Raw genomic sequence first — 19,713 nt, 5'->3', positions numbered from 1 at the left:
TCATCCCCGCCAGAACGGCTTCGACACCTCCTGCTCCGCCTCGGACCGGCTGACGCCGATGTCCTTCAGCAGATGGTCGTCGAGCCCCATGAGTGCATGACGTTGTTTGCGCCGTTCCATCACGGAAAACAACAGGTCGAGCAACCGCCAGAGAGGACGACGGGCAACAACGGTGACACGGTCGGCGGCCGGGACGGCGCCCGTGGCTGCCGTGTAAAGGCCGGAACTGCGGGTCACATCGGTGTGGCGCATCGGATCCTCCATAATCTGGCGCACAACGCTCGAACAATCGAGACAATCAGGATTATGGAGACGAAATCGGCGGGGTCAAACGGAACATTGTCACCATTACATTTCCGATGTCGGATGTATCTTTTCGGCCACAGGCCGGCATGGCCCGCGTCGCGGGGACAATGGAACAAGGACGGAGACCGTCAGGCAACGGGGCAGGACAGAGGAAACGCCTGAATTTTGAACGCCTCCACCGCCGTGGGCCGGACGGCTGGGCAGGGCGGCGGAGCGTTCATCGGCACAAGGGGTACAATCTGCCGCCCCGAAATGAGTTGTCACTCCGAACAGTCAGCACCTGCCAAGCAGCTAGCAGCCCGTTCTTTCCGGCGCGCCCTCGACGGGCGGAGCGGGCACGCAGGATTTGGCCGCCCCTTGCGCCATGCCGCCGTCGGCGGCCGGTGCGGAGCGGTCGCCCACGCCGCTCCGGTCGTAACCGGTCCAGGCGAGATGGCCCGGCGACATCAGCAGCGGCGCCCAGATCACGGCCGACAGGACGTTGAACGCCTGGAACTTCCGATGGGGCATCGCCATCATGCCGGCCGTCGTCGGCACCACCGCACGCAGCGGGCCGATGAAGCGCGCCAGGAAGACGCTCTTGCTGCCATGCCGGAGAAAGAAGGCTTCGCCACGGCCGCGCAGTTCGGGATGCCGGCTGAGCGGCCAGAGCCGGAACATGCGCTCGCCATAGTGCCGGCCCAGCCAGTAGGAGGTGGCGTCCCCCAGGATGGCGCCGCCCGCGATCGCCAGATAGACCGACCAGAAATCGAGAACGCCCGCGGCGACAAGCGCGCCGCTCGCGGTCAGCATGACGACGCCGGGGATAAGAAGCCCGACGAGCGTCAGCCCCTCCGCGAAGGCCATCAGGAAGATGATGATCTCCGCCCAGTCCGCGTGCGTCTCGATGAAGCCCGCGAGCGCGGTTCCATAGGCCGTGAGATCCAGGGCCGCGAAATCCGGAAGCCCCGTCATGTCGGCGCCCGCGTCGTCTGGCAGCTCGAAGGGGGTTGGCGGCCGGGGCGGAGCAGGTCCGGATCGATCATGACGAGGGCCTTGGTCCTTTTATCGCGGGTTCGGGCGCTTCACAGCTGGGCCCGTCGTCCTGGCCCTACAAGACCGCGCCGTTCGGTTTATGGCGCCGGGGCGGCAAGACCCGCACTCCTCAGACCGGCACTCCTCAGACGGGCATCGGATTGAGCCGGGCGAAGCCCTCCTGCGTGCGGTACGGGTAATAGGGGTAGGCGGGCATCACGTCGCTGGCCGCGTCGAGACGGGCGATCTGCCCCGGTTCGAGCGTCCAGCCGACGGCCCCCAGATTGTCCCGCAGCTGCGCCTCGTTGCGTGCGCCGACGATCACCGAGGAGACGGTCGGCCGTGCCAGCAGCCAGGCGATGGCGACCTGGGGAACGCTGCGCCCGGTCTCGGCCGCCACGGCGTCGAGCGCATCGACGATGCGGTAAAGCCGCTCCTCGTCGACGGGCGGCCCCCACTGGGCGGTGTCGTGCAGGCGGCTGCCCTGCGGGATCGGCTGGCCACGGCGGATTCTTGCCGGTCAGCCTGCCCCAGCCGAGCGGGCTCCAGACCAGCGCGCCGACCCTCTGGTCGAGGCCGAGCGGCATCAGCTCCCATTCATAGTCGCGCCCGGTCAGCGAATAATAGACCTGATGCACGACATGGCGCGGCCAGCCATGGCGGTCGGCGACGGCGAGCGACTTCATCAGCTGCCAGCCCGCGAAGTTCGAGGCGCCGATGTAACGCACCTTCCCGGCGCGGACGAGCGTGTCCAGCGTGTGCAGCACCTCCTCCACCGGCGTGAAGGCATCGAAGGCGTGCAGCTGGAGCAGGTCGATGTAATCCGTCCCGAGCCGCCGGAGCGCCGCCTCCACCGCGCCGATCAGCCGGTGACGGGAAAGACCGGCATCGTTCGGCCCGTCGCCCATCGGCAACCCGGTCTTGGTCGAGATCAGCGCCTTGTCGCGCCGCCCGCGGATGGCGGCGCCGAGCACCTCTTCCGAGCCGCCGTCCGAATAGACGTCGGCGGTGTCGAAGAGCGTGACGCCGGCGTCGAGGCAGATGTCGATCAGCCGCCGGGCATCCCCAACATCGCTGTTCCCCCAGGCCGAGAACAGCGGTCCCTTGCCGCCGAAGGTGCCGGTCCCAAAGCTGAGCGCGGGCACCTTGAGGCCCGAGGCACCGAGTGTCCGGTACTCCATGTCCTGTCCTTCCCTGATCGAGACTGTCGCGGTCGCGCCGATGATGGTGGGCGATGGAAGCGGCCGCCTGCCAACGATATAGCCGACGGAGCAGCTGTGAATTAGGCTGCCGCCAGTCCCAGGACTTGTGACGCGGGGTCATCGTCGTGACGCGGATGGATGTCAACCGGGCGGCCGAGATGGAGGTCTTCGCGCGGGTCGTCGATCTCGGCGGGTTCACCGCGGCGGCCCGTGCCTGCGGCCTCACGCCATCGGGCGTGAGCAAGCTGATCACGCGGCTGGAGACACGGCTGGGCACGCGGCTGCTCCACCGGTCGACGCGACGGCTCAGCCTGACGCCGGAAGGCCAGGCCTTCCACGCCCGCGCGGTGCGGATCCTGGGAGAGATGGAGGAGGCCGAGCGGGAGGCCTCGGCCGGTGCGGCGCCGCGTGGACATCTGCGCGTCAACAGCAATGTCCCCTTCGGCATGCGCCACCTGATCCCGCTGGTGCCCGAATTCCTGGCCGCCCATCCCGGCGTCACCATCGACCTTGTGCTGTCGGACGCGGTGGTCGACCTGATGGAGGAGCGGGCCGATGTCGCGATCCGGACCGGCCCGCTGCGCGATTCAAGCCTGATGATCCGCAAGCTGGGCAGCACCCGCATGGTCGTGGTCGCCTCCCCCGCCTATCTGGAGCGGCATGGGACGCCGAGGCACCCGGACGAGCTTGCCCGCCACAGGGGAATCGGCTGGACCTTCCCGCGCGCCATCGGCGGCTGGCCTTTCAGGACTGCAAGCGACGAAGAGATCGGGGAGCATATGCCGCCCATCGCCGCACGGGCGAGCGACGGGGACGCCGCGCGCCTGCTCGCGCTGGGCGGCGTCGGGCTGGCGCGTCTGGCCCGCTTCCAGGTGGAGACCGACATCGCCGCCGGTGCGCTTGTGCCGGTGCTGGACCACATGAACCCCGGCGGCAGCGAGGACATCCACGCCGTCTATCTCGGAGGTCCAGGCCCGCTGCCCGCCCGCGTCCGCGCCTTTGTGGATTTCATGGCTGGCCGATGCCACATGACCGATACCAGATGACCGGCACCCGATGGCCGGAGCGCAATCGCGGTGTGCTCGGCCCCGCCGTCACCGCCGCCCCGCCGTCCGGACCGCCAGGAGGAGCGCCACGGCGATCAGCCCGGCCGCGACGGCGAAGGTCGTCCGGGTTCCCGCGGCGACGGCGTCCGGCGCCGCCACGGCCACCTCCATTCCCACCCCCAGCGTGAACACCATGCCCATCACCGAGGCGCCGGTGACCAGCCCCAGATTGCGCGACAGGTTCAGCACACCCGACACCACGCCGCGGCGGTCCTTCTCCACATCCGCCATCACCGCCGTGTTGTTGGCGGTCTGGAACAGCGCATAGCCGGCGGTGACGACGACCAGCGGCCCGACATAGCCGGCCACGCCCAACGTCGCCGGCAGCAGCACCAGCAGCACGCAGCCGCCCGTCGTGGCGCTCAGCCCCAGGATGGTCATGCGCGCCGCGCCGAAGCGGTCGACGACCCGTCCGGCCGGCACGCCGGTCAGCGCCGCCACCAGCGGACCGGCCGACATGGCAAGTCCGACCATGCCGGTCTCCAGCCCCAGGGCATGGGCGAGGTGGAACGGCCCCACCACCAGCGTCGCCATCAGCACCGTCGCCACCAGCAGGCTCATCGCCAGGCGCCCACACAGCGTCCGGTCGCGCAGCATCTCCAGCCGCAGCAGCGGCGACGCCGTCCGCGCCTCCACCGCCAGGAACAGCCGGAACCCGGCCACCGCCGCCAGCAGAAGCGTCACCTCGGACCAGCCGAAGCCGCCGCGCCCGCCGGTCATCGCCAGCGCGTAGGTCCCCAGCGTCAGGGCCAGGATCAGCGTGCCAGGAAAATCGAAGCTCCCCCGCCCCGCTCCACGCCCCGTCTCCAACCGGGTCTCCAACCGGATTTCCCTCCGGTCGGCCGGCAGGCAGCGCCGCACCAGCAGGAAGGCCGCGACGCCCGGCGGCACGGTGACCAGGAAGATCGCCGGCCAGCCGAAGGCCGCGATCAGCAGGCCGCCCAGCGTCGGGCCGAGCGCGGTGCCGACCGCCGATGTCGTTCCCATCAGCCCCATCGCCCGGCCGATCCGCTCCTTCGGCACCGCATCGCCGACGAAGGCGGTGGCGAGCGCCATCATCGCGGCGGCCCCCAGCCCCTGCACCGCCCGGGCCGCGACCAGCATCCACAGGCCGGACGCGGCGGCGGAGGCGGCGGAGCCCGCCGTGAACAGGGCGATCCCGGCCAGCAGCAGGCGCCGCCGCCCGACGATGTCGCCCAGCCGCCCGACCCCGACGATCAGCGTGGTGATCGCCAGCAGATAGGCCAGCACCACCCATTGGACCTCGCGGAACGGCACGTCGAACGCCCGCGCCAGCGCCGGCAACCCGACATTGGCGATGCTGATGCCGAGCGACGATAGCAGCATCGCCAGCGCCAGCCCCGCCAATCCCCCTTGCGCGACCAGCCCTCGCGCCGGTCCGCCCGCCGCCTCCGCGGCCTGCTCCGCAACCGCTTCCCTCATGACGCCTCTCCTTCCCGAATGACAGGCATCCAGGCTAGGGCGCGGGGTGGCATGGCGGAACGCGCAGCATCCGCACTGTATTCGTGCATCGGACGCCATGTTCCAGCTGCTGTCCCGGCAGCGGCGGCGGTCGGCCCGTGCTACGCTCCGGCGCATGACCGCACCCGACCTCAACATGCTCGTCACCCTGGACGCCCTGCTGGCGGAGGGCAGCGTCGCCGGTGCGGCGCGCCGGCTTCGGCTCAGCCCGTCGGCGATGAGCCGGGCGCTGGCGCGGCTGCGCGCGGCGACCGGCGACCCGCTGCTGGTCCGGGCCGGGCGCGGCCTCGTCCCCACGCCCCGCGCGCTCGACCTGCGCGACCGCGTGCGCCTGCTGGTGCAGGAGGCGGAGGCGGCGCTGCGCCCGGCCGAAACTCTCGACGTCGGCCGGCTGGCCCGCACCTTCACCCTGCGGACCAGCGACGGTTTCGTCGAAAGCTATGGCGCGGCCCTGCTCACCCTGGTCGCCGCCGAGGCGCCCGGCGTCCGCATCCGCTTTCTGGCCAAGCCGGACAAGGACAGCGGCCCGCTCCGCGACGGCTCGGTCGATCTGGAGACCGGCGTGGTTTCCGCCGGCAGCGGGCCGGAACTGCGCACCCAGGCCCTGTTCCACGACCGCTTCATCGGCGTCGTCCGCCCCGGCCATCCGCTGGCCGCGGGCGGGATCACCGCCGAGCGCTTCGCCGCCGGCCGCCATGTGCTGGTGTCGCGGCGGGGCGACGACCGCGGGCTGGTGGATGAGGCGCTGGACCGGCTCGGACTCCGGCGCGACGTGGTCGCGACGGTCGGCGGCTTCGCCGCGGCGCTGGCGCTGGTGCGCGGCACCGACCTGATCGTCAGCGTCCCCGAACGGCACACCGAGGGGCTGCGCGCCGGTCTCCACGGCTTCGCCCTGCCCTTCCCCGCCCCGGAAGTGACCGTCTCCCTGATCTGGCACCCCCGCCTCGACGCCGACCCGGCCCACCGCTGGCTGCGCGGCTGCGTGCGCAAGGTCTGCGCCTCGCCACCCGGGGCCAAACGCCGGGAGTGATATGGCCGGCGGGGCCATTGCGCACCGACGCACCGCCGCCCTATGCTGATATATCACCAAGAATCACAACGGGAGTTCGCCATGCAGCCGCCCTACCTCGCCGCCGATCAGCGCTATGGGAGCATGAGCTACCGCCGCACCGGCCGCAGCGGGCTCGACCTGCCGGCCATTTCGCTGGGGCTCTGGCAGAATTTCGGCGGCACCGACGTGTTCGCCACCGGGCGCGCCGTGCTGCGCCGGGCCTTCGACCGCGGCGTCACCCATTTCGACCTCGCCAACAATTACGGCCCGCCGCCGGGCTCGGCGGAGGAGAATTTCGGCCGCATCCTCGCCACCGATTTCCGGCCCTACCGCGACGAGATGGTGATCTCGACCAAGGCCGGCTACGAGATGTGGCCCGGCCCCTACGGCAACTGGGGTTCGCGCAAATATCTGGTCTCCAGCCTGGACCAGAGCCTGACGCGGATGGGCCTGGATTACGTCGACATCTTCTATTCGCACCGCGTCGATCCCCGCACCCCGCTGGAGGAGACGATGGGGGCGCTCGACCACATCGTCCGCCAGGGCAAGGCGCTCTATGTCGGCATCTCCTCCTACTCGCCGGAGATGACGCGGCGGGCGGCGGGCATCCTGAAGCAGCTGGGCACCCCCTGCCTGATCCACCAGCCCTCCTACTCGATGCTGAACCGCTGGGTTGAAGGCGGCCTGCTCGACACGCTGGAGGATCTCGGCATGGGCTGCATCGCCTTCTCGCCGATGGCCCAGGGCATGCTGACCAGCAAGTACCTCGGTGGCCAGCCTGCCGATGCCCGCGCCGCCAAGGGCGGCAGCCTGCGCGCCAACTTCCTGTCGCCGGAGAATCTGGAGCGCATCCGCGCGCTCGATGCCATCGCCAAGCGGCGCGGCCAGACGCTGGCGCAGATGGCCATCGCCTGGGTCCTGCGCGACCCGCGCGTGACCTCCGCCCTGATCGGCGCACGGAACGTCGAGCAGCTCGACAACTCGCTCGACGCGCTGAACAGCCTGTCCTTCAGCCCGGAGGAACTGGCCGAGATCGACAGCCACGCCGTCGCCGACGCCGGCATCAACCTGTGGAGCGCCTCCTCCGCAGCCGAAGCCGGCTGAGCGCAGAGGGGAGCGGCCGGGAGAAAGCGGCCTGCGGGGAAACCCTGGGGGCCGCCCCTCCTTTTGCCTCCCCTTTTAGTCCTTCCGGAGCAGTGGTCGGTTCGCCGAAGCGTAACAGAGATTCTGAGAGTCTTTTTCCGACCGCCCCCTCTTCGCCGGCCGACGGTTGACGGCGAAGCGGCGGTACAGGTTGCTCAAGATCGAGGACACGCCATGAACACGCTCTTCCCGGCCCTGGTCGCCGCCGGCATCGTCCTGTCCACCGCCGCCGCGGCCCAGCCGGCTGCCACCGACCTCGCCCAACGCTTTCCCCTGCTGCTCAAGGAGGCCCGGGGCAAGGTTCCCTCGACGTCGGAGGTCGGCACCATCAGCACCACCCTGTCCGCCGCCGAATGGTATTGGAGCCGGGGCGATCAGGCGCAGGCCGTCAGCTACCTGAATTTCGCCCGCGGCCGGTTGGGCCTCAGCCTTGTTCAGCCCGCCGCCCCCGCCGGCCCCACGGCGCCCTGAGTCCGGTGGGGAGGCCGGCGGGACCCGCGCCGGCCAGGGCTCAGAACAGGTGGCGCAGCAGGTAGTACAGCAGGCCGGCCAGCATGATGGCGGCCGGCAGGGTCAGCACCCAGGCCATCGCCATGTTGCGCACCGTGCTCCATTGCAGGCCGGACCCGTTCGCCGCCATGGTGCCGGCGACGCCGCTCGACAGGATGTGGGTGGTCGACACCGGCAGGCCGTAGATCTCCGCCAGCCCGATGGTGCCGGCGGCGACGATCTCCGCCGAGGCGCCCTGGGCATAGGCCAGATGCTGCTTGCCGATCCGCTCGCCGACGGTGACGACGATGCGGCGCCAGCCGACCATGGTGCCGAGCCCGAGCGCCACCGCCACCGAGAACTTCACCCAGTCGGGAATGAAGCGGGTGCCGGCGTTCAGCGCCTCCTGATAGGATTTCAGCGTCTTCGCCTCGTCATCGGGCAGGCTGGCACCGGCCTTCGGCAGCAGGCGGACCGCATCGGCGGCCAGATACATGTCGTTGCGCATGTTCGACGTCGCTTCCGCCGGCACATGCTTGATGGCGCCATAGCTCTGCACGCCCTGGGCGATGTCGGCGGACAGCACGGCCAGCGCGCCATAGACCTCCGGCCGGTTCAGCTCCTTGGTCCGCAGCGCGTCGCCGACCATCCGCCTCGCCTCCTCCGCCGACGCCGGCTGCCGCCCGTCGGCATGCGAGCGCAGGACCGCTTCGGCCCGGCGGGTGGTCTCGATGAAGGCTGGGGTGGTGCTGTCGGGCATGGTGCGGTTCAGCGCATAGGCGGTGGGCACCGCGCCGATCAGGATCAGCATGATCAGCCCCATGCCCTTCTGGCCGTCGTTGCCGCCATGGGCGAAGGACACGGCGGTGCAGGTCAGGATCAGCAGCCCGCGGATCCACAGCGGCGGCGGGCGGCTGGGGTCGGCCGGCTCGAACAGGCGCCGGTTCCTCACCGCGCGCTTCAGCACCAGCAGCAGCATGGCGGCCAGCACGAAGCCCATCACCGGGCTGAACAGCAGGGCCTGGAGAACGCCGAAGGCCTGCCCCCATTCGACGCCCGAGGTCGCCTGCCCGTCCGGCGCCATCAGCTGGTTGGCGAGGCCGACCCCGATGACCGAGCCGATCAGGGCATGGGACGAGCTGTTGGGCAGCCCGAGCGCCCAGGTTCCCAGGTTCCAGATGATGGCGGCGATCAGCAGGGCGAAGATCATGGCATAGCCGGCGCTGCTGCCGACCTGAAGGATCAGCTCCACCGGCAGCAGGGTGATGACGCTGTAGGCCACCGCCCCCGACGACAGCAGCACGCCCAGGAAGTTGAAGGCGCCGGACCACAGCACCGCCAGCACCGGCGGCATGCTGTGGGTGTAGATGACGGTCGCCACCGCATTGGCGGTGTCGTGGAAGCCGTTGACGAACTCGAAGCCCAGCGCGATCAGCAGCGCCAGACCGAGAAGCAGGAAGGCCCCCGTCGCCAGCGGCGGCTGGTCCACCCGTTGCAGGTCGGTGACGAAGCCATGGACCGCATAGCCGAGACCGGCGGCCAGCACGACGAGGAACGCCACCGGCAGGGCGGAGTGCGGCTTCTGGTGGAGATTGGGACCGCGAACCGGCGGCGAAGCGCCAGACGGCAGTGTGGTGTCCGACATGGTCGTGCTCGCTGTTCGAGAGGGTCGGGTCGCGGCGCCGGAACCGTCCGGATGCGGTCCGCGGCACGGCCATCGCTTAACCCGCCGAACACGGGACGGTTGCCGCCGTCACCAAATCTTCACCGAACATTCACCGAGCATCGCAGGTGGCGATAATCACCCTCTCCCGCCCCGGGAGAGGGTGATTATGCGTTCACACTCCGAAGCCGCCCCCCCCGGAGCCGCTTGGCGTCAGTCCGCCGTGACGGTGTCGGTCGCCCGATACCGCTCCAGCCAGTGGGCGTAGGGCGCCGGCAGCACCCAGGACGGGCGCTCGACGCCCAGCTCCTTGGCGGCGCGGTAGGGATAATGCGGGTTGGCGAGATGGGCGCGGCCGACCATCACCAGATCGAGCTGCCCGTCGGCGACGGTGCGGTCGGCGATCTTCGGCGCATCGATGCCCCAGGCCGCCGCCACCGGCAGCTCCGCCTCGCGCCGCACCCGCTCGGCGACCGGCGCCAGGAAGGCCGGCCCCCACGGAACATGGGCGTCGGGGGTGGAGAAGCCGACGCTGACGCTCAGCAGGTCGAGCCCGCCGGCGCGGAAGTTGCGGGCCAGTTCGATCGATTCGGCCAGCGTCTGCTCGTCGCGCCCGTCATACTCGATCACGCCGAAGCGGGCGGTCAGCGGCAGGTTTTCCGGCCACACCTCGCGAACCGCCGCCAGCGTCTCCAGCAGGAAGCGGCTGCGCCCGGCAAGGTCGCCGCCATACTGGTCGGTGCGCGTGTTGGCATGGACCGAGAAGAAGCTCTGGCCGAGATAGCCGTGGGCGAAATGCAGCTCCAGCCACTTGAAGCCGGCATCGCGGGCGCGCACGGCGGCGGCGACGAAATCGGCGCGGACGCGGGCGATGTCGTCCAGCGTCATCGCCTTGGGCACCTTCGGCAGATGATGGCCGAAGGGCACCGCCGACGGCGAGAGGGTGTCCCAGCCGCGCGGATCGCCCTCGGCGATGTGGTCGTCGCCTTCCCACGGGCGGTTGGCGCTGGCCTTGCGGCCGGCATGGCCGATCTGGATGCCGGGAACGGCACCGGCGGCGGCGATGGAGGCGGCGATGCGCGCCATCCCCTCCGCCTGGGCGTCAGTCCACAGCCCGGTGCAGCCCGGCGTGATGCGGCCCTCCGGCGACACCGCCGTCGCCTCGACGATCACCAGACCGGCGCCGCCACGGGCAAGGCCGGGATAATGGGCGAGATGCCAGTCGTTGACGACGCCGTCAACGGCGCTGTACTGGCACATCGGCGGAACCGCGATGCGGTTGCGCAGGGTGACGTCCTTCAGCGTGAAGGGCGTGAACAGAGCGGACATTAGGAATTCCCGTCTCGATCGTGTCGGTGGCGGCAGGGGGTAATGTGTTTGCCTACCCCTGCCGCGGATCGGGGAGATTTAGGTCAGCCCCAGCCTCAACCAAGCCGTCCCGCCGCCAAACGCCCCACGATTGCCGCATGGCTGCGGATACCCTTGCGCAGGCAGCAGCCCACCGGACCGGAGCCGCCCGCCCCGGAACAGGAAACGGCTCACCCCCCCAGCCCGAGCAGCCTGCCCAGGATCGGCTGGCCCGCGACAGCCCCCAGCACGAAGCCGGCCACCAGCCCGACCACCAGTCCCACAAACGCCAGCCCCATCCCGCCGCGGCCGGCGGACTGCGCACGCTCCGCCTGCCGCCCGCCGTTGCCAGCACTGCCGCCGGGCTCGTCGCCCTCGTCGATGGAGGAGGCGCGCCGCGCGCTGTAGGAGGTGTCGGTCGCCTCGTGCCACCCGCGGATGCGCTCCAGCGCCGGCTTCAGCTGGGCGTCGTCGGGCGTGGTGCCACGGCCATGGACGATCTCCCAGGCCAGGGCTGCGAAGCGGCTGGTCGTCCGTCCTTCCGGCGTGAAGATCGCCGCCGGCATACGGCGGTATGTCGCCTTCACCACATCCACGTCATAGGGGAAGGCGGTGCGGAACATCTGGTCGGGGAACTCGTTGCGCAGCTGCGTCAGCGATTCGCGCCCGACCTCGTCGTTGGTGATCGACAGCATCAGGATGCCGGCCAGCGTCAGGCTGGGGTTCAGCCCGTTCTGGATATGCTCCACCACCTGCAAGGTGCGGCGCAGCCCGTCCAGCGCATAGCGCCCCGGAAACACCGGCACGATCAGCCGGTCCGACGCCGCCAAGGCACCGGCCGCCAGATGGCCCAGCGCCGGCGGGCAGTCGATGACGACATAGTCCGGCGGGTTGCGCGAGAAATGCAGCGCCTTGCGCAAGCCCCGCTGCGAGCCGCCGCGGCTGTCCAGCGCATGCTCCAGCGAGTACAGCTTGCGCGCGCCGACGATCATCGACAGCCCGTCGAAGGCGGTCGGGGTGATGGCATCCTCGACGAAGGTTTCCTTGCGCAGCAGGTCGTTGATGCCGACCTTGGCCTTGTCGCGCAGCAGGAAGTTGCTGGTGGCGCTGCTCTGCGGGTCGAAATCGATCAGCACGACGCTCTTGCCCAGCGCCGCCAGCGCGAGCGCGAGGTTCACCGACGTGGTCGTTTTGCCGACGCCGCCCTTCTGGTTGTAGACCGACAGGATGGTCGGCTGCCGTGTCTCCGGCGTGTCGAAGACGTCTTCGTGGCTGGTCATGTCCATTCCGCTTCGCCGTTTCTGCGGCAATCCCCGCACGGCCCGGATCGAATTCCGGTCCGGACTGCGCGGGCGCACTATAAGCGGTGGGGTTTCAACTCTCCACACACCTTTGGGGACAGGGTGGCCGAGCGCGGAACCAGCCACGCCCGGCCGTCCTGCACACCCCTTGCTGCATTCCTGCACAACCGATGCGCAAAGTTTCGGGTCGCCCCAAAGGGCCGCCCGGGTACACATGGTGACAAACAATCCCGAGGGAGGACAATAGGATGACCACCGAACTTCAGCACCTGATCGGCGGCAAGCTGGTTTCCGGCACGTCCGGCCGGTTCGCCGACGTCTACTCCCCGATGACCGGCGAGGTGCGCGCCCGCGTGCCGCTGGCGAGCGTCGAGGAGATGCGCGCCGCGGTCGAGAACGCCAAGCAGGCGCAGCGCGGCTGGGCCGCCACCAACCCGCAGCGCCGCGCCCGCGTGCTGATGCGCTTCCTCGACCTCGTCCAGCGCGATTACGACGAGCTGGCGCTGCTGCTGTCGCTGGAGCATGGCAAGACCATCGTCGACGCCAAGGGCGACATCCAGCGCGGGCTTGAGGTGGTGGAGTTCGCCTGCGGCATCCCGCATCTGCTGAAGGGTGAGTTCACCGACGGCGCCGGCCCCGGCATCGACATCTATTCGATGCGCCAGCCGCTCGGCGTCGTCGCCGGCATCACGCCGTTCAACTTCCCCGCCATGATCCCGATGTGGAAGTTCGCCCCGGCAATCGCCTGCGGCAACGCCTTCATCCTGAAGCCGTCGGAGCGCACGCCGGGCGTGCCGGTCAAGCTGGCCGAGCTGATGCTGGAAGCCGGCCTGCCGGCGGGCATCCTCAACGTCGTCCATGGCGACAAGGTGGCGGTGGACGCCATCCTCGACGACCGTGACATCAAGGCGGTGGGCTTCGTCGGCTCCACCCCGATCGCCGAATACATCTACAACCGCGGCTGTGCGGCCGGTAAGCGCGTGCAGTGCTTCGGCGGCGCCAAGAACCACGCGCTGGTGATGCCGGACGCCGACCTCGACCAGGCGACCGACGCGCTGATCGGCGCCGGCTTCGGTGCGGCGGGCGAGCGCTGCATGGCGATCTCCGTCGTCGTGCCGGTCGGTAAGAAGACCGCCGACGCCCTGATGGACCGCCTGATCCCGCGGGTGGAAGGCCTGAAGGTCGGCCCGTCGACCGACAGCAGCGCCGATTTCGGCCCGCTGGTGACGGCCGAGCATCTGGAGCGGGTGAAGTCCTACGTCGATCTCGGCGTCAAGGAAGGCGCCAAGCTGGCGGTCGATGGCCGCGAGTTCAAGATGCAGGGCTACGAGAACGGCTTCTACATGGGCGGCTGCCTGTTCGACGAGGTGAAGCCGGACATGCGCATCTACAAGGAGGAGATCTTCGGCCCGGTCCTCTCCGTCGTCCGCGCCGACTCCTACGAGGAAGCGCTGGCCCTGCCGAACGACCATGAGTACGGCAACGGCGTGGCGATCTTCACCCGCGACGGCGACGCCGCCCGCGACTTCGCATCCCGCGTCGATGTCGGCATGGTCGGCATCAACGTTCCGATCCCGGTTCCGCTCGCCTACTACACCTTCGGCGGCTGGAAGCGCTCGGGCTTCGGCGACCTGAACCAGCACGGCCCCGACGCGGTGCGCTTCTACACCAAGACCAAGACCGTCACCTCCCGCTGGCCCTCGGGCGTCAAGGAAGGCGCCAGCTTCGTCATCCCGACCATGGAGTGATGGGCGTAACATTCCCCCTCCCGCCTCTGGCGGGAGGGGGGTTGCACGAGGTGACGCATGTCCTTTGAACTGACCGAAGACCAGGTCGCCATCCGCGACATGGCGTTGTCCTTCGCCCGCGACGAGCTGGCGCCCAATGCCGTCGAGTGGGACCAGAAGAAGCATTTCCCCATCGACACCCTGCGCGCCGCCGGCGAACTCGGCATGGGCGGCATCTATGTGTCGGAGGAGCATGGCGGCTCGGCGCTGAGCCGCTTCGACGCCGTGGTGATCTTCGAGGCGCTGAGCCAGGGCTGCCCGACCATCGCCTCCTACATCTCCATCCACAACATGGTGGCGGGGATGGTGGACAATTTCGGCAGCGACGAGCAGAAGGCCCATTGGCTGCCGAAGCTCTCCCGCATGGACTGGCTCGCCAGCTATTGCCTGACCGAGGCCAATGCCGGCTCCGACGCCGCGGCGCTGCGGACGAAGGCCGTGCGCGACGGCGACAGTTACGTCCTCAACGGCGCCAAGCAGTTCATTTCCGGCGCCGGCAGCTCCGAACTCTACCTCCTCATGGCCCGCACCGGCGAGGACGGCCCCGGCGGCATCAGCGCCTTCCTGGTGCCTGCGGACACCCCCGGCCTCTCCTTCGGCGCCAACGAGCACAAGATGGGCTGGAACGCCCAGCCGACCCGTGCCGTCATCCTGGAGGACGCCCGCATCCCCGCCTCTGCCCTGCTGGGGCAGGAGGGGATGGGCTTCAAGTTCGCCATGAAGGGGCTGGACGGCGGCCGCATCAACATCGCCGCCTGCTCCATCGGCGGTGCGCAGGCGGCACTGGACAAGGCGCTGACCTACATGAGCGAGCGCAAGGCCTTCGGCCAGACGCTCGACCGCTTCCAGGCGCTCCAGTTCCGCATCGCCGACATGGCGACGGAGCTTGAGGCCGCCCGCACCTTCGTCCACCGCGCCGCCTCGGCGCTGGATGCGAAGAGCCAGGACGCCACACGCCTGTGTGCGATGGCGAAGCGCTTCGCCACCGACACCGGCTTCGAGGTGGCGAACAACGCGCTCCAGCTGTTCGGCGGCTACGGCTATCTGGCGGACTATGGCGTGGAGAAGATCGTGCGCGACCTGCGGGTCCACCAGATCCTGGAAGGCACCAACGAGATCATGCGCCTGATCGTCTCGCGCAGCGAGATCGGGCGGATGGCGTAAAAGCGAACCACAAAAACCAAACCCAAAAAACCAAAGCAACGGGAGACGCGACGATGGCGGTGATCGGTTTCATCGGATTGGGCAACATGGGCGGCCCGATGGCCGCGAACCTCGTGAAGGCGGGGCATCAGGTGGTGGGCTACGACCTCGTGCCCGCGGCCATCGAGGCGGCCAAGGCGGCCGGCGTCACCATCGGCGAGTCCCCCACCGCCATCGCGGCGGCGGCCGAGGTGGTCATCACCATGCTGCCGGGCGGCAAGCATGTGCTGGGCGTCTATGGCGACATCGCCCCGGTGGCCCGGCCGGGCACGCTGCTGATCGACTGCTCCACCATCGACGTGGACTCCGCCCGCAAGGCGCATGCGCTGGCCGCCGGCACGGGCGCCGCCTCGCTCGACGCGCCGGTGTCGGGCGGCGTCGGCGGTGCCGCCGCCGGCACCCTGACCTTCATGGCCGGCGGCGAGACGGACGCCTTCGAGCGCGCCCGCCCGATCCTGGAGGCCATGGGCAAGAAGATCGTCCATTGCGGCGGTGCCGGGGCCGGCCAGGCGGCGAAGATCTGCAACAACATGATCCTCGGCATCTCGATGATCGGCGTCTGCGAGGCCTTCGTGCTGGCGGAGAAGCTCGGCCTGTCGCATCAGGCGCTGTACGACGTGTCGTCGACCTCGTCGGGCCAGTGCTGGTCGCTGACCAGCTATTGCCCGGTTCCCGGCCCGGTCCCCGCCAGCCCGGCCAACCGCGACTACCAGCCCGGTTTCGCGGCGGCGCTGATGCTGAAGGACCTGAAGCTGGCCCAGGAAGCGGCACAGGGCGCCGGTGCTCCCACCCCGCTGGGGGCCGCGGCGGCGCAGCTCTACGCGCTGATGAACGCGCAAGGAGAAGGCGGCGCCGACTTCTCCGGCATCATCCGCATGCTGCGCGGCGAGGGGTAAATCAGGCTGCGGTAAATCAGACTGTGGCCGGCGGGGGCAGGAACAGCGCCTGCTCCCGCCGCACCAGATCGGCGATGTAGTCGGCGGTCATCGAAATCCGCGCCAGCGAGCGCAGATCCTCGTGAACGATCAGCCAGAAGGACCGGGTGATCGTCACCTCTTCCGGCAGCACCGGCACCAGATCCGGCTCGCCGGCGGCGATGAAGGCCGGCAGCATGCACAGGCCGGCCCCGGCCAGCGTCGCCTTCAGCTGGGCGACGAGGCTGCTGCTCTTGATGCGCGGCGCCACCTCCCCCATCGTCTCGACATAGTCCAGTTCCGGGGCGAAGATCAGGTCGTCGATATAGCCGACGAAGGAATGGCCGCGCAGGTCGCCGCGGCTGCGGATTTCCTGCCGTGACCCCAGATAGGCGGCGGTGCCGTACAGCCCCAGCCGGTAATCGGTCAGCTTCCGTGCGAACAGCCGCCCTTCCTGCGGGCACGACAGGCTGATGGCGATGTCGGCCTCGCGCTTCGACAGGCTGAAGACACGCGGCATGGCGACCAGCTGCACCTCCAGCTCCGGATGGCGTTCGCACAAGGCGCCGATCCGCGGCGCCAGGAAACAGCTGCCGAAGCCGTCCGGCGCCCCGATCCTGACCGCACCGGCCAGAGCCAGATCGCCGTCCGCCACCATGCCCTGGGCCAGCAGGGCCGCACTCTCCATCACCTCCGCCGTCTGTTTCAGCCGCTCGCCCTGCGGCGTCAGGGTAAAGCCGCTGGGCCGGCGCTCGAACAGGGTGACGCGCAGCGCCTCCTCCAGCGCGGTGATGCGGCGGCTGACCGTGGTGTGGTCGGCGCGCAGCCGCTGGGCCGCCGTGGTCAGCGTGCCGGCCCGGGCCACCGCCAGGAAAAAGCGCAGGTCGTTCCAGTTGAAATCGGCCATGTCCGCCGGCGCGCCGTCCGTTCTTGCAAGGTGGATGAGGGGCCGGACTCTCCCATCAAGCCGCCCGCCTGACAAGAGTGCCAACCCGCCCCTGCGACACCATCACCCGCCGGGCCGCACTCCCCTTCCCCCCAAACATTGGTGGATGGCCGAAAGAGCCTGATCCGAAGGGGTACCGCATCTTCCGGGGCAGCGCCCCCATTTCGCGCGGACGAATTGGCACTCCATTGCGTTTATCTGTTGAGCGACGGCGATGCGACCAGCAAGAGGATACGGAATGCCGGGCGAAGGCCGGACGGCGGGGGTCAGCGGATCGGTGATGGTGGCGGCACTTGCGGCCCTGCTCGTCATGCCTGCCGCAGGCCCGGCCACGGCGGAACCGCTGCTGTCGGCACCGGAGGCCCAGGAGGCATACCAGCAGTCCGCCGCTCCCCTGCCCGCCCCCGCACCGTCGAAGCCGCAGACCGGCGCCTTCGACTGCTGGCGGCTCGATCCGGGCCGCCTGGAACAGGCGTCCGACCGCGGGCTGTGCGGCGACGCCTTCGCTCGCGCCCCCGAAACCGCAGCGCTGCCGGAAGCCCCTCCCCCGCCGCTGCTCACGCCCGCGCGCAAGCCGAAGGCGCCGGAGCGCCGCATCCGCAGCAGCGGCCGCAGCGTCGGCGGCCCGGAAAGCCACAGCCTGGCCAGTTCACGCGCCCGGACGTCGCGCGGCGGCGACGCCGATTTCTTCAGCAGTTTCCAGCGGGATTTCCGGTCGCTGACCAACCTGCTGGGTGGCGGCAGCCCGCCGTCGCGCCGCGGCGACGACAGCCCCGCCTCCCACACCTCGCACAACCACTGACAGGCGGTAAAGCCGGGACAGCCAGCTTTACCGCCCTTGGTCCTCGGCGTCTGCCCCGATATCCTCCGCCTCGACATCGATGGTGACGCCGGTGCGGCCCGACCGGCCATGATCGTCATGCTCCGGGTCGATGCCATGATCGCGGCGCAGCTCGTCGCGGATTTCCGCCATGCGGACGCGCAGCCGGGCATAGTCGGCCAGCAGCTGCCGGCGCCGGTCGTTCGGCGTCACGTCCTTCGGCGGGCGCAGCGAGCGCTTGAAGTCGATCAGTTGGCGGCGGGTCACATCGGGACGGATCAGCCCCTGCGCCTTAGCGCGCTCCAGCTCGTCCGGCGTCATGGTGACGATCTGGTAGGCGACGCTTTCCGCCCCCGGCAGCACGTCCAGCGACAGCCGGCCGGTGTCCACCGCCTCCGCCACCGCGCGGAAGCGGAAGGCGGTCTCGACCGAGAACGGCATGTCGCTTTCGATCATCGCCTCGAAGTCGCCATGCGGCAGGATTTCCTTGGCGCGGTTCAGATACCGGCCGATCGACAGGAACTCCTTGCGGCTGCGGTTCCAGTGATAGCGGATTTCCTGGGCGAATTCCTGCCGGGTGTGGCAGGGCACGATGGCGTCGCTGATATCCGACGCCCGGCGGTCCGCCTTCGACGGCGCCACGGCGGCCCCTGACCGCACAGGCGTAGACGCTACCTCTGGCTTGGCATCCGGCGGGGGAGCGGCCTTGCCCTGCTCCGCCACCTTCTTCATGAAGGACTTCACATTGGCCATAATCAGATCCCCCGGGTTCAGATCCCCAGCTCGTGCCGGATGAAGTACCAGGCGCCAAGGCATTCGTCGGCGCCGTTGACAGCACCCACATCGACGATGGAGCAGCCGACATCGTCGACCCGGTGCATGTCCTCGATGTCCGGCACCTCGTGCGGCACCAGCCGGCCGACCCGGCCCAGCTCCAGCTTCGCTTCGCGCAGGCTGACCGACCGGCGCTTGACCCGGTTCAGCAGGAAGGCGGCGGGGCGGCCATAGTCGCGCAGGAACTCCATCCAGGGGATGACGCTCATCTTGTCGAAGCGGCCGACCCCGGTCGGCACCAGCACAAGGTCGGCGCGACGCAGCAGGATCTTGGTCGCCTCCGGATACAGCTCCACCGACGGCGGCGTGTCGACGAAGACAACGTCGTAGCGGCCGGGATCGATTTGGGCCAGCGCCGCCTCGATGTCGTCCAGCGTTCCTTCGTAATGGTCGATGGACGCCACATCGTGCGGACGGCGCAGCTCGTGCCACTGGCCCAGCGTGCGCTGCGGATCGAAATCCAGCGTCGCCACCCGCATGCCGTCCTTGGCCGCGGCGACGGCGGTGTTCTTGCAGCTGGTGGTCTTGCCGGTCCCGCCCTTCGGCGCACTATACACCACCCAGCGCGCAGGCAGCGGCGCAGCCTTGTTTACCGTGCCGTCGGCGCCCTGGGCTGCCGGCCTGCCGGTTGATTTACCTGTGGATTTGCCCGCGGATTTCCTTGTGGCGACGGCGGTCGGATCGGCCATCTGTTCCCCCTGCATCGCGTGCCAGTCGTCTGATGGCCTTCTTCTTAGCGGATCGCCCCGCTCCCCGAAAGGGCAAAGGCGGCACCTGCGCCATGGAAATAGGCGGTTTCTGTACCGCCAAAGCCGTTACCGGTAACGCTTCGCCGCCATTTCCGTTACCGGTAACGCTTGTTCCTGCCCCGGCCCGACCGCCTCTGTTGCCGCCACGAAACAATCTGTCACCACTTTCGGGATTTCCGTACCGGCGCGCGGTCGCTAAAATGTTTCGCATTCCAGGGTTTTGAACAGCGTATTGCCTTCCCGCAAGAGTCGGCGGCGGCAATGGGGGTTGGGTCGGTGATGCGGGGATCGGGGCGGACGACGGTTGGCGAGCGGGCAGTTGACAAGACGGCGTTCCGACGGGACGGCACGCGGCG

Annotated in this window: 18 protein-coding genes; 8 read left to right on the top strand and 10 right to left on the bottom strand. The window is 69.5% G+C overall.

What is annotated here, in order from left to right; all coding sequences use genetic code 11:
* The 3 genes from ACWPN8_RS32655 to ACWPN8_RS32645 all read right to left on the bottom strand — a co-directional run bounded on the left by ACWPN8_RS32655 (nucleotide 1) and on the right by ACWPN8_RS32645 (nucleotide 2,501).
* Nucleotides 1-252, bottom strand: coding sequence for a DUF1127 domain-containing protein (locus tag ACWPN8_RS32655; RefSeq protein ID WP_492243813.1), 252 nt, complete (start codon nucleotides 250-252; stop codon nucleotides 1-3).
* Between the two features lie 345 nt (nucleotides 253-597).
* Nucleotides 598-1,260 (bottom strand): DedA family protein, encoded by a 663-nt coding sequence (locus tag ACWPN8_RS32650; protein WP_492243812.1) that lies wholly within the window; start codon nucleotides 1,258-1,260, stop codon nucleotides 598-600.
* Nucleotides 1,261-1,418: 158 nt separating this feature from the next.
* A complete protein-coding gene (locus tag ACWPN8_RS32645; protein WP_492243811.1) occupies nucleotides 1,419-2,501 on the bottom strand; it encodes an aldo/keto reductase in 1,083 nt (360 codons plus the stop codon).
* A 155-nt stretch (nucleotides 2,502-2,656) separates the two neighbouring features.
* On the opposite strand from ACWPN8_RS32645, the gene ACWPN8_RS32640 reads away from it, so the two are divergent.
* Nucleotides 2,657-3,568, top strand: coding sequence for a LysR family transcriptional regulator (locus ACWPN8_RS32640; RefSeq protein ID WP_492244004.1), 912 nt, complete (start codon nucleotides 2,657-2,659; stop codon nucleotides 3,566-3,568).
* 48 nt (nucleotides 3,569-3,616) lie between these two features.
* Here the strand turns inward: ACWPN8_RS32640 and ACWPN8_RS32635 are convergent, their stop codons facing one another.
* Nucleotides 3,617-5,071, bottom strand: a complete 1,455-nt coding sequence (locus ACWPN8_RS32635; RefSeq protein WP_492243810.1) for an MFS transporter — start codon at nucleotides 5,069-5,071, stop codon at nucleotides 3,617-3,619.
* Between the two features lie 154 nt (nucleotides 5,072-5,225).
* Here ACWPN8_RS32635 and ACWPN8_RS32630 point away from each other — a divergent pair, with 154 nt between their 5' ends.
* The 3 genes from ACWPN8_RS32630 (at nucleotide 5,226) to ACWPN8_RS32620 (ending at nucleotide 7,775) form a co-directional block, all read left to right on the top strand.
* Entirely contained in the window at nucleotides 5,226-6,140 is a 915-nt protein-coding gene (locus tag ACWPN8_RS32630; protein ID WP_492243809.1) for a LysR family transcriptional regulator, read from the top strand.
* An 81-nt stretch (nucleotides 6,141-6,221) separates the two neighbouring features.
* Nucleotides 6,222-7,265 carry an L-glyceraldehyde 3-phosphate reductase gene (gene mgrA, locus ACWPN8_RS32625; RefSeq protein WP_492243808.1) on the top strand — a complete coding sequence of 348 codons (1,044 nt, stop codon included), beginning with the start codon at nucleotides 6,222-6,224 and terminating at the stop codon, nucleotides 7,263-7,265.
* A gap of 213 nt (nucleotides 7,266-7,478) precedes the next feature.
* Complete coding sequence (locus ACWPN8_RS32620; RefSeq protein ID WP_109449364.1) at nucleotides 7,479-7,775, top strand: hypothetical protein; 297 nt, start codon at nucleotides 7,479-7,481, stop codon at nucleotides 7,773-7,775.
* Nucleotides 7,776-7,815: 40 nt separating this feature from the next.
* On the opposite strand, the gene ACWPN8_RS32615 is transcribed toward ACWPN8_RS32620, so the two are convergent.
* The 3 genes from ACWPN8_RS32615 to ACWPN8_RS32605 all read right to left on the bottom strand — a co-directional run bounded on the left by ACWPN8_RS32615 (nucleotide 7,816) and on the right by ACWPN8_RS32605 (nucleotide 12,083).
* On the bottom strand, nucleotides 7,816-9,438 hold the full coding sequence (locus ACWPN8_RS32615; protein WP_492243807.1) for an inorganic phosphate transporter: 1,623 nt from the start codon (nucleotides 9,436-9,438) through the stop codon (nucleotides 7,816-7,818).
* Between the two features lie 231 nt (nucleotides 9,439-9,669).
* On the bottom strand, nucleotides 9,670-10,785 hold the full coding sequence (locus ACWPN8_RS32610; RefSeq protein WP_492243806.1) for an NADH:flavin oxidoreductase/NADH oxidase: 1,116 nt from the start codon (nucleotides 10,783-10,785) through the stop codon (nucleotides 9,670-9,672).
* 209 nt (nucleotides 10,786-10,994) lie between these two features.
* Nucleotides 10,995-12,083, bottom strand: a complete 1,089-nt coding sequence (locus ACWPN8_RS32605) for a ParA family protein (RefSeq protein WP_492243805.1) — start codon at nucleotides 12,081-12,083, stop codon at nucleotides 10,995-10,997.
* Between the two features lie 269 nt (nucleotides 12,084-12,352).
* Between ACWPN8_RS32605 and ACWPN8_RS32600 the strand changes: the two genes are divergently transcribed.
* Genes ACWPN8_RS32600 through mmsB form a run of 3 tightly spaced genes read left to right on the top strand, consistent with a single transcriptional unit; the run spans nucleotide 12,353 to nucleotide 15,990 of the window.
* Nucleotides 12,353-13,852: a CoA-acylating methylmalonate-semialdehyde dehydrogenase gene (locus tag ACWPN8_RS32600; protein ID WP_492243804.1), complete on the top strand. Its 1,500-nt coding sequence runs from the start codon at nucleotides 12,353-12,355 to the stop codon at nucleotides 13,850-13,852.
* 57 nt (nucleotides 13,853-13,909) lie between these two features.
* Nucleotides 13,910-15,055 carry an acyl-CoA dehydrogenase family protein gene (locus ACWPN8_RS32595; protein WP_492243803.1) on the top strand — a complete coding sequence of 382 codons (1,146 nt, stop codon included), beginning with the start codon at nucleotides 13,910-13,912 and terminating at the stop codon, nucleotides 15,053-15,055.
* 53 nt (nucleotides 15,056-15,108) lie between these two features.
* A complete protein-coding gene (gene mmsB, locus ACWPN8_RS32590; protein ID WP_492243802.1) occupies nucleotides 15,109-15,990 on the top strand; it encodes a 3-hydroxyisobutyrate dehydrogenase in 882 nt (293 codons plus the stop codon).
* A gap of 16 nt (nucleotides 15,991-16,006) precedes the next feature.
* On the opposite strand, the gene ACWPN8_RS32585 is transcribed toward mmsB, so the two are convergent.
* Entirely contained in the window at nucleotides 16,007-16,915 is a 909-nt protein-coding gene (locus ACWPN8_RS32585; RefSeq protein ID WP_109449348.1) for a LysR family transcriptional regulator, read from the bottom strand.
* Between the two features lie 277 nt (nucleotides 16,916-17,192).
* On the opposite strand from ACWPN8_RS32585, the gene ACWPN8_RS32580 reads away from it, so the two are divergent.
* Nucleotides 17,193-17,756, top strand: a complete 564-nt coding sequence (locus tag ACWPN8_RS32580) for a hypothetical protein (protein ID WP_492243801.1) — start codon at nucleotides 17,193-17,195, stop codon at nucleotides 17,754-17,756.
* Between the two features lie 27 nt (nucleotides 17,757-17,783).
* Here ACWPN8_RS32580 and ACWPN8_RS32575 read toward each other — a convergent pair whose 3' ends face one another.
* Both ACWPN8_RS32575 and ACWPN8_RS32570 read right to left on the bottom strand, forming a co-directional pair.
* Nucleotides 17,784-18,527 (bottom strand): DUF3102 domain-containing protein, encoded by a 744-nt coding sequence (locus ACWPN8_RS32575; RefSeq protein WP_492243800.1) that lies wholly within the window; start codon nucleotides 18,525-18,527, stop codon nucleotides 17,784-17,786.
* Between the two features lie 17 nt (nucleotides 18,528-18,544).
* The gene (locus tag ACWPN8_RS32570; protein WP_343049806.1) at nucleotides 18,545-19,165 is read right to left on the bottom strand and encodes a ParA family protein; all 621 of its coding nucleotides are present in this window, start codon (nucleotides 19,163-19,165) and stop codon (nucleotides 18,545-18,547) included.
* Nucleotides 19,166-19,713 lie beyond the last annotated feature (548 nt).

It is taken from the genome of Azospirillum sp. UENF 112521 (assembly GCF_058780665.1).
Note: the sequence above shows the minus strand (reverse complement) of the source record. Positions and strands in the feature narration are given on the sequence as shown.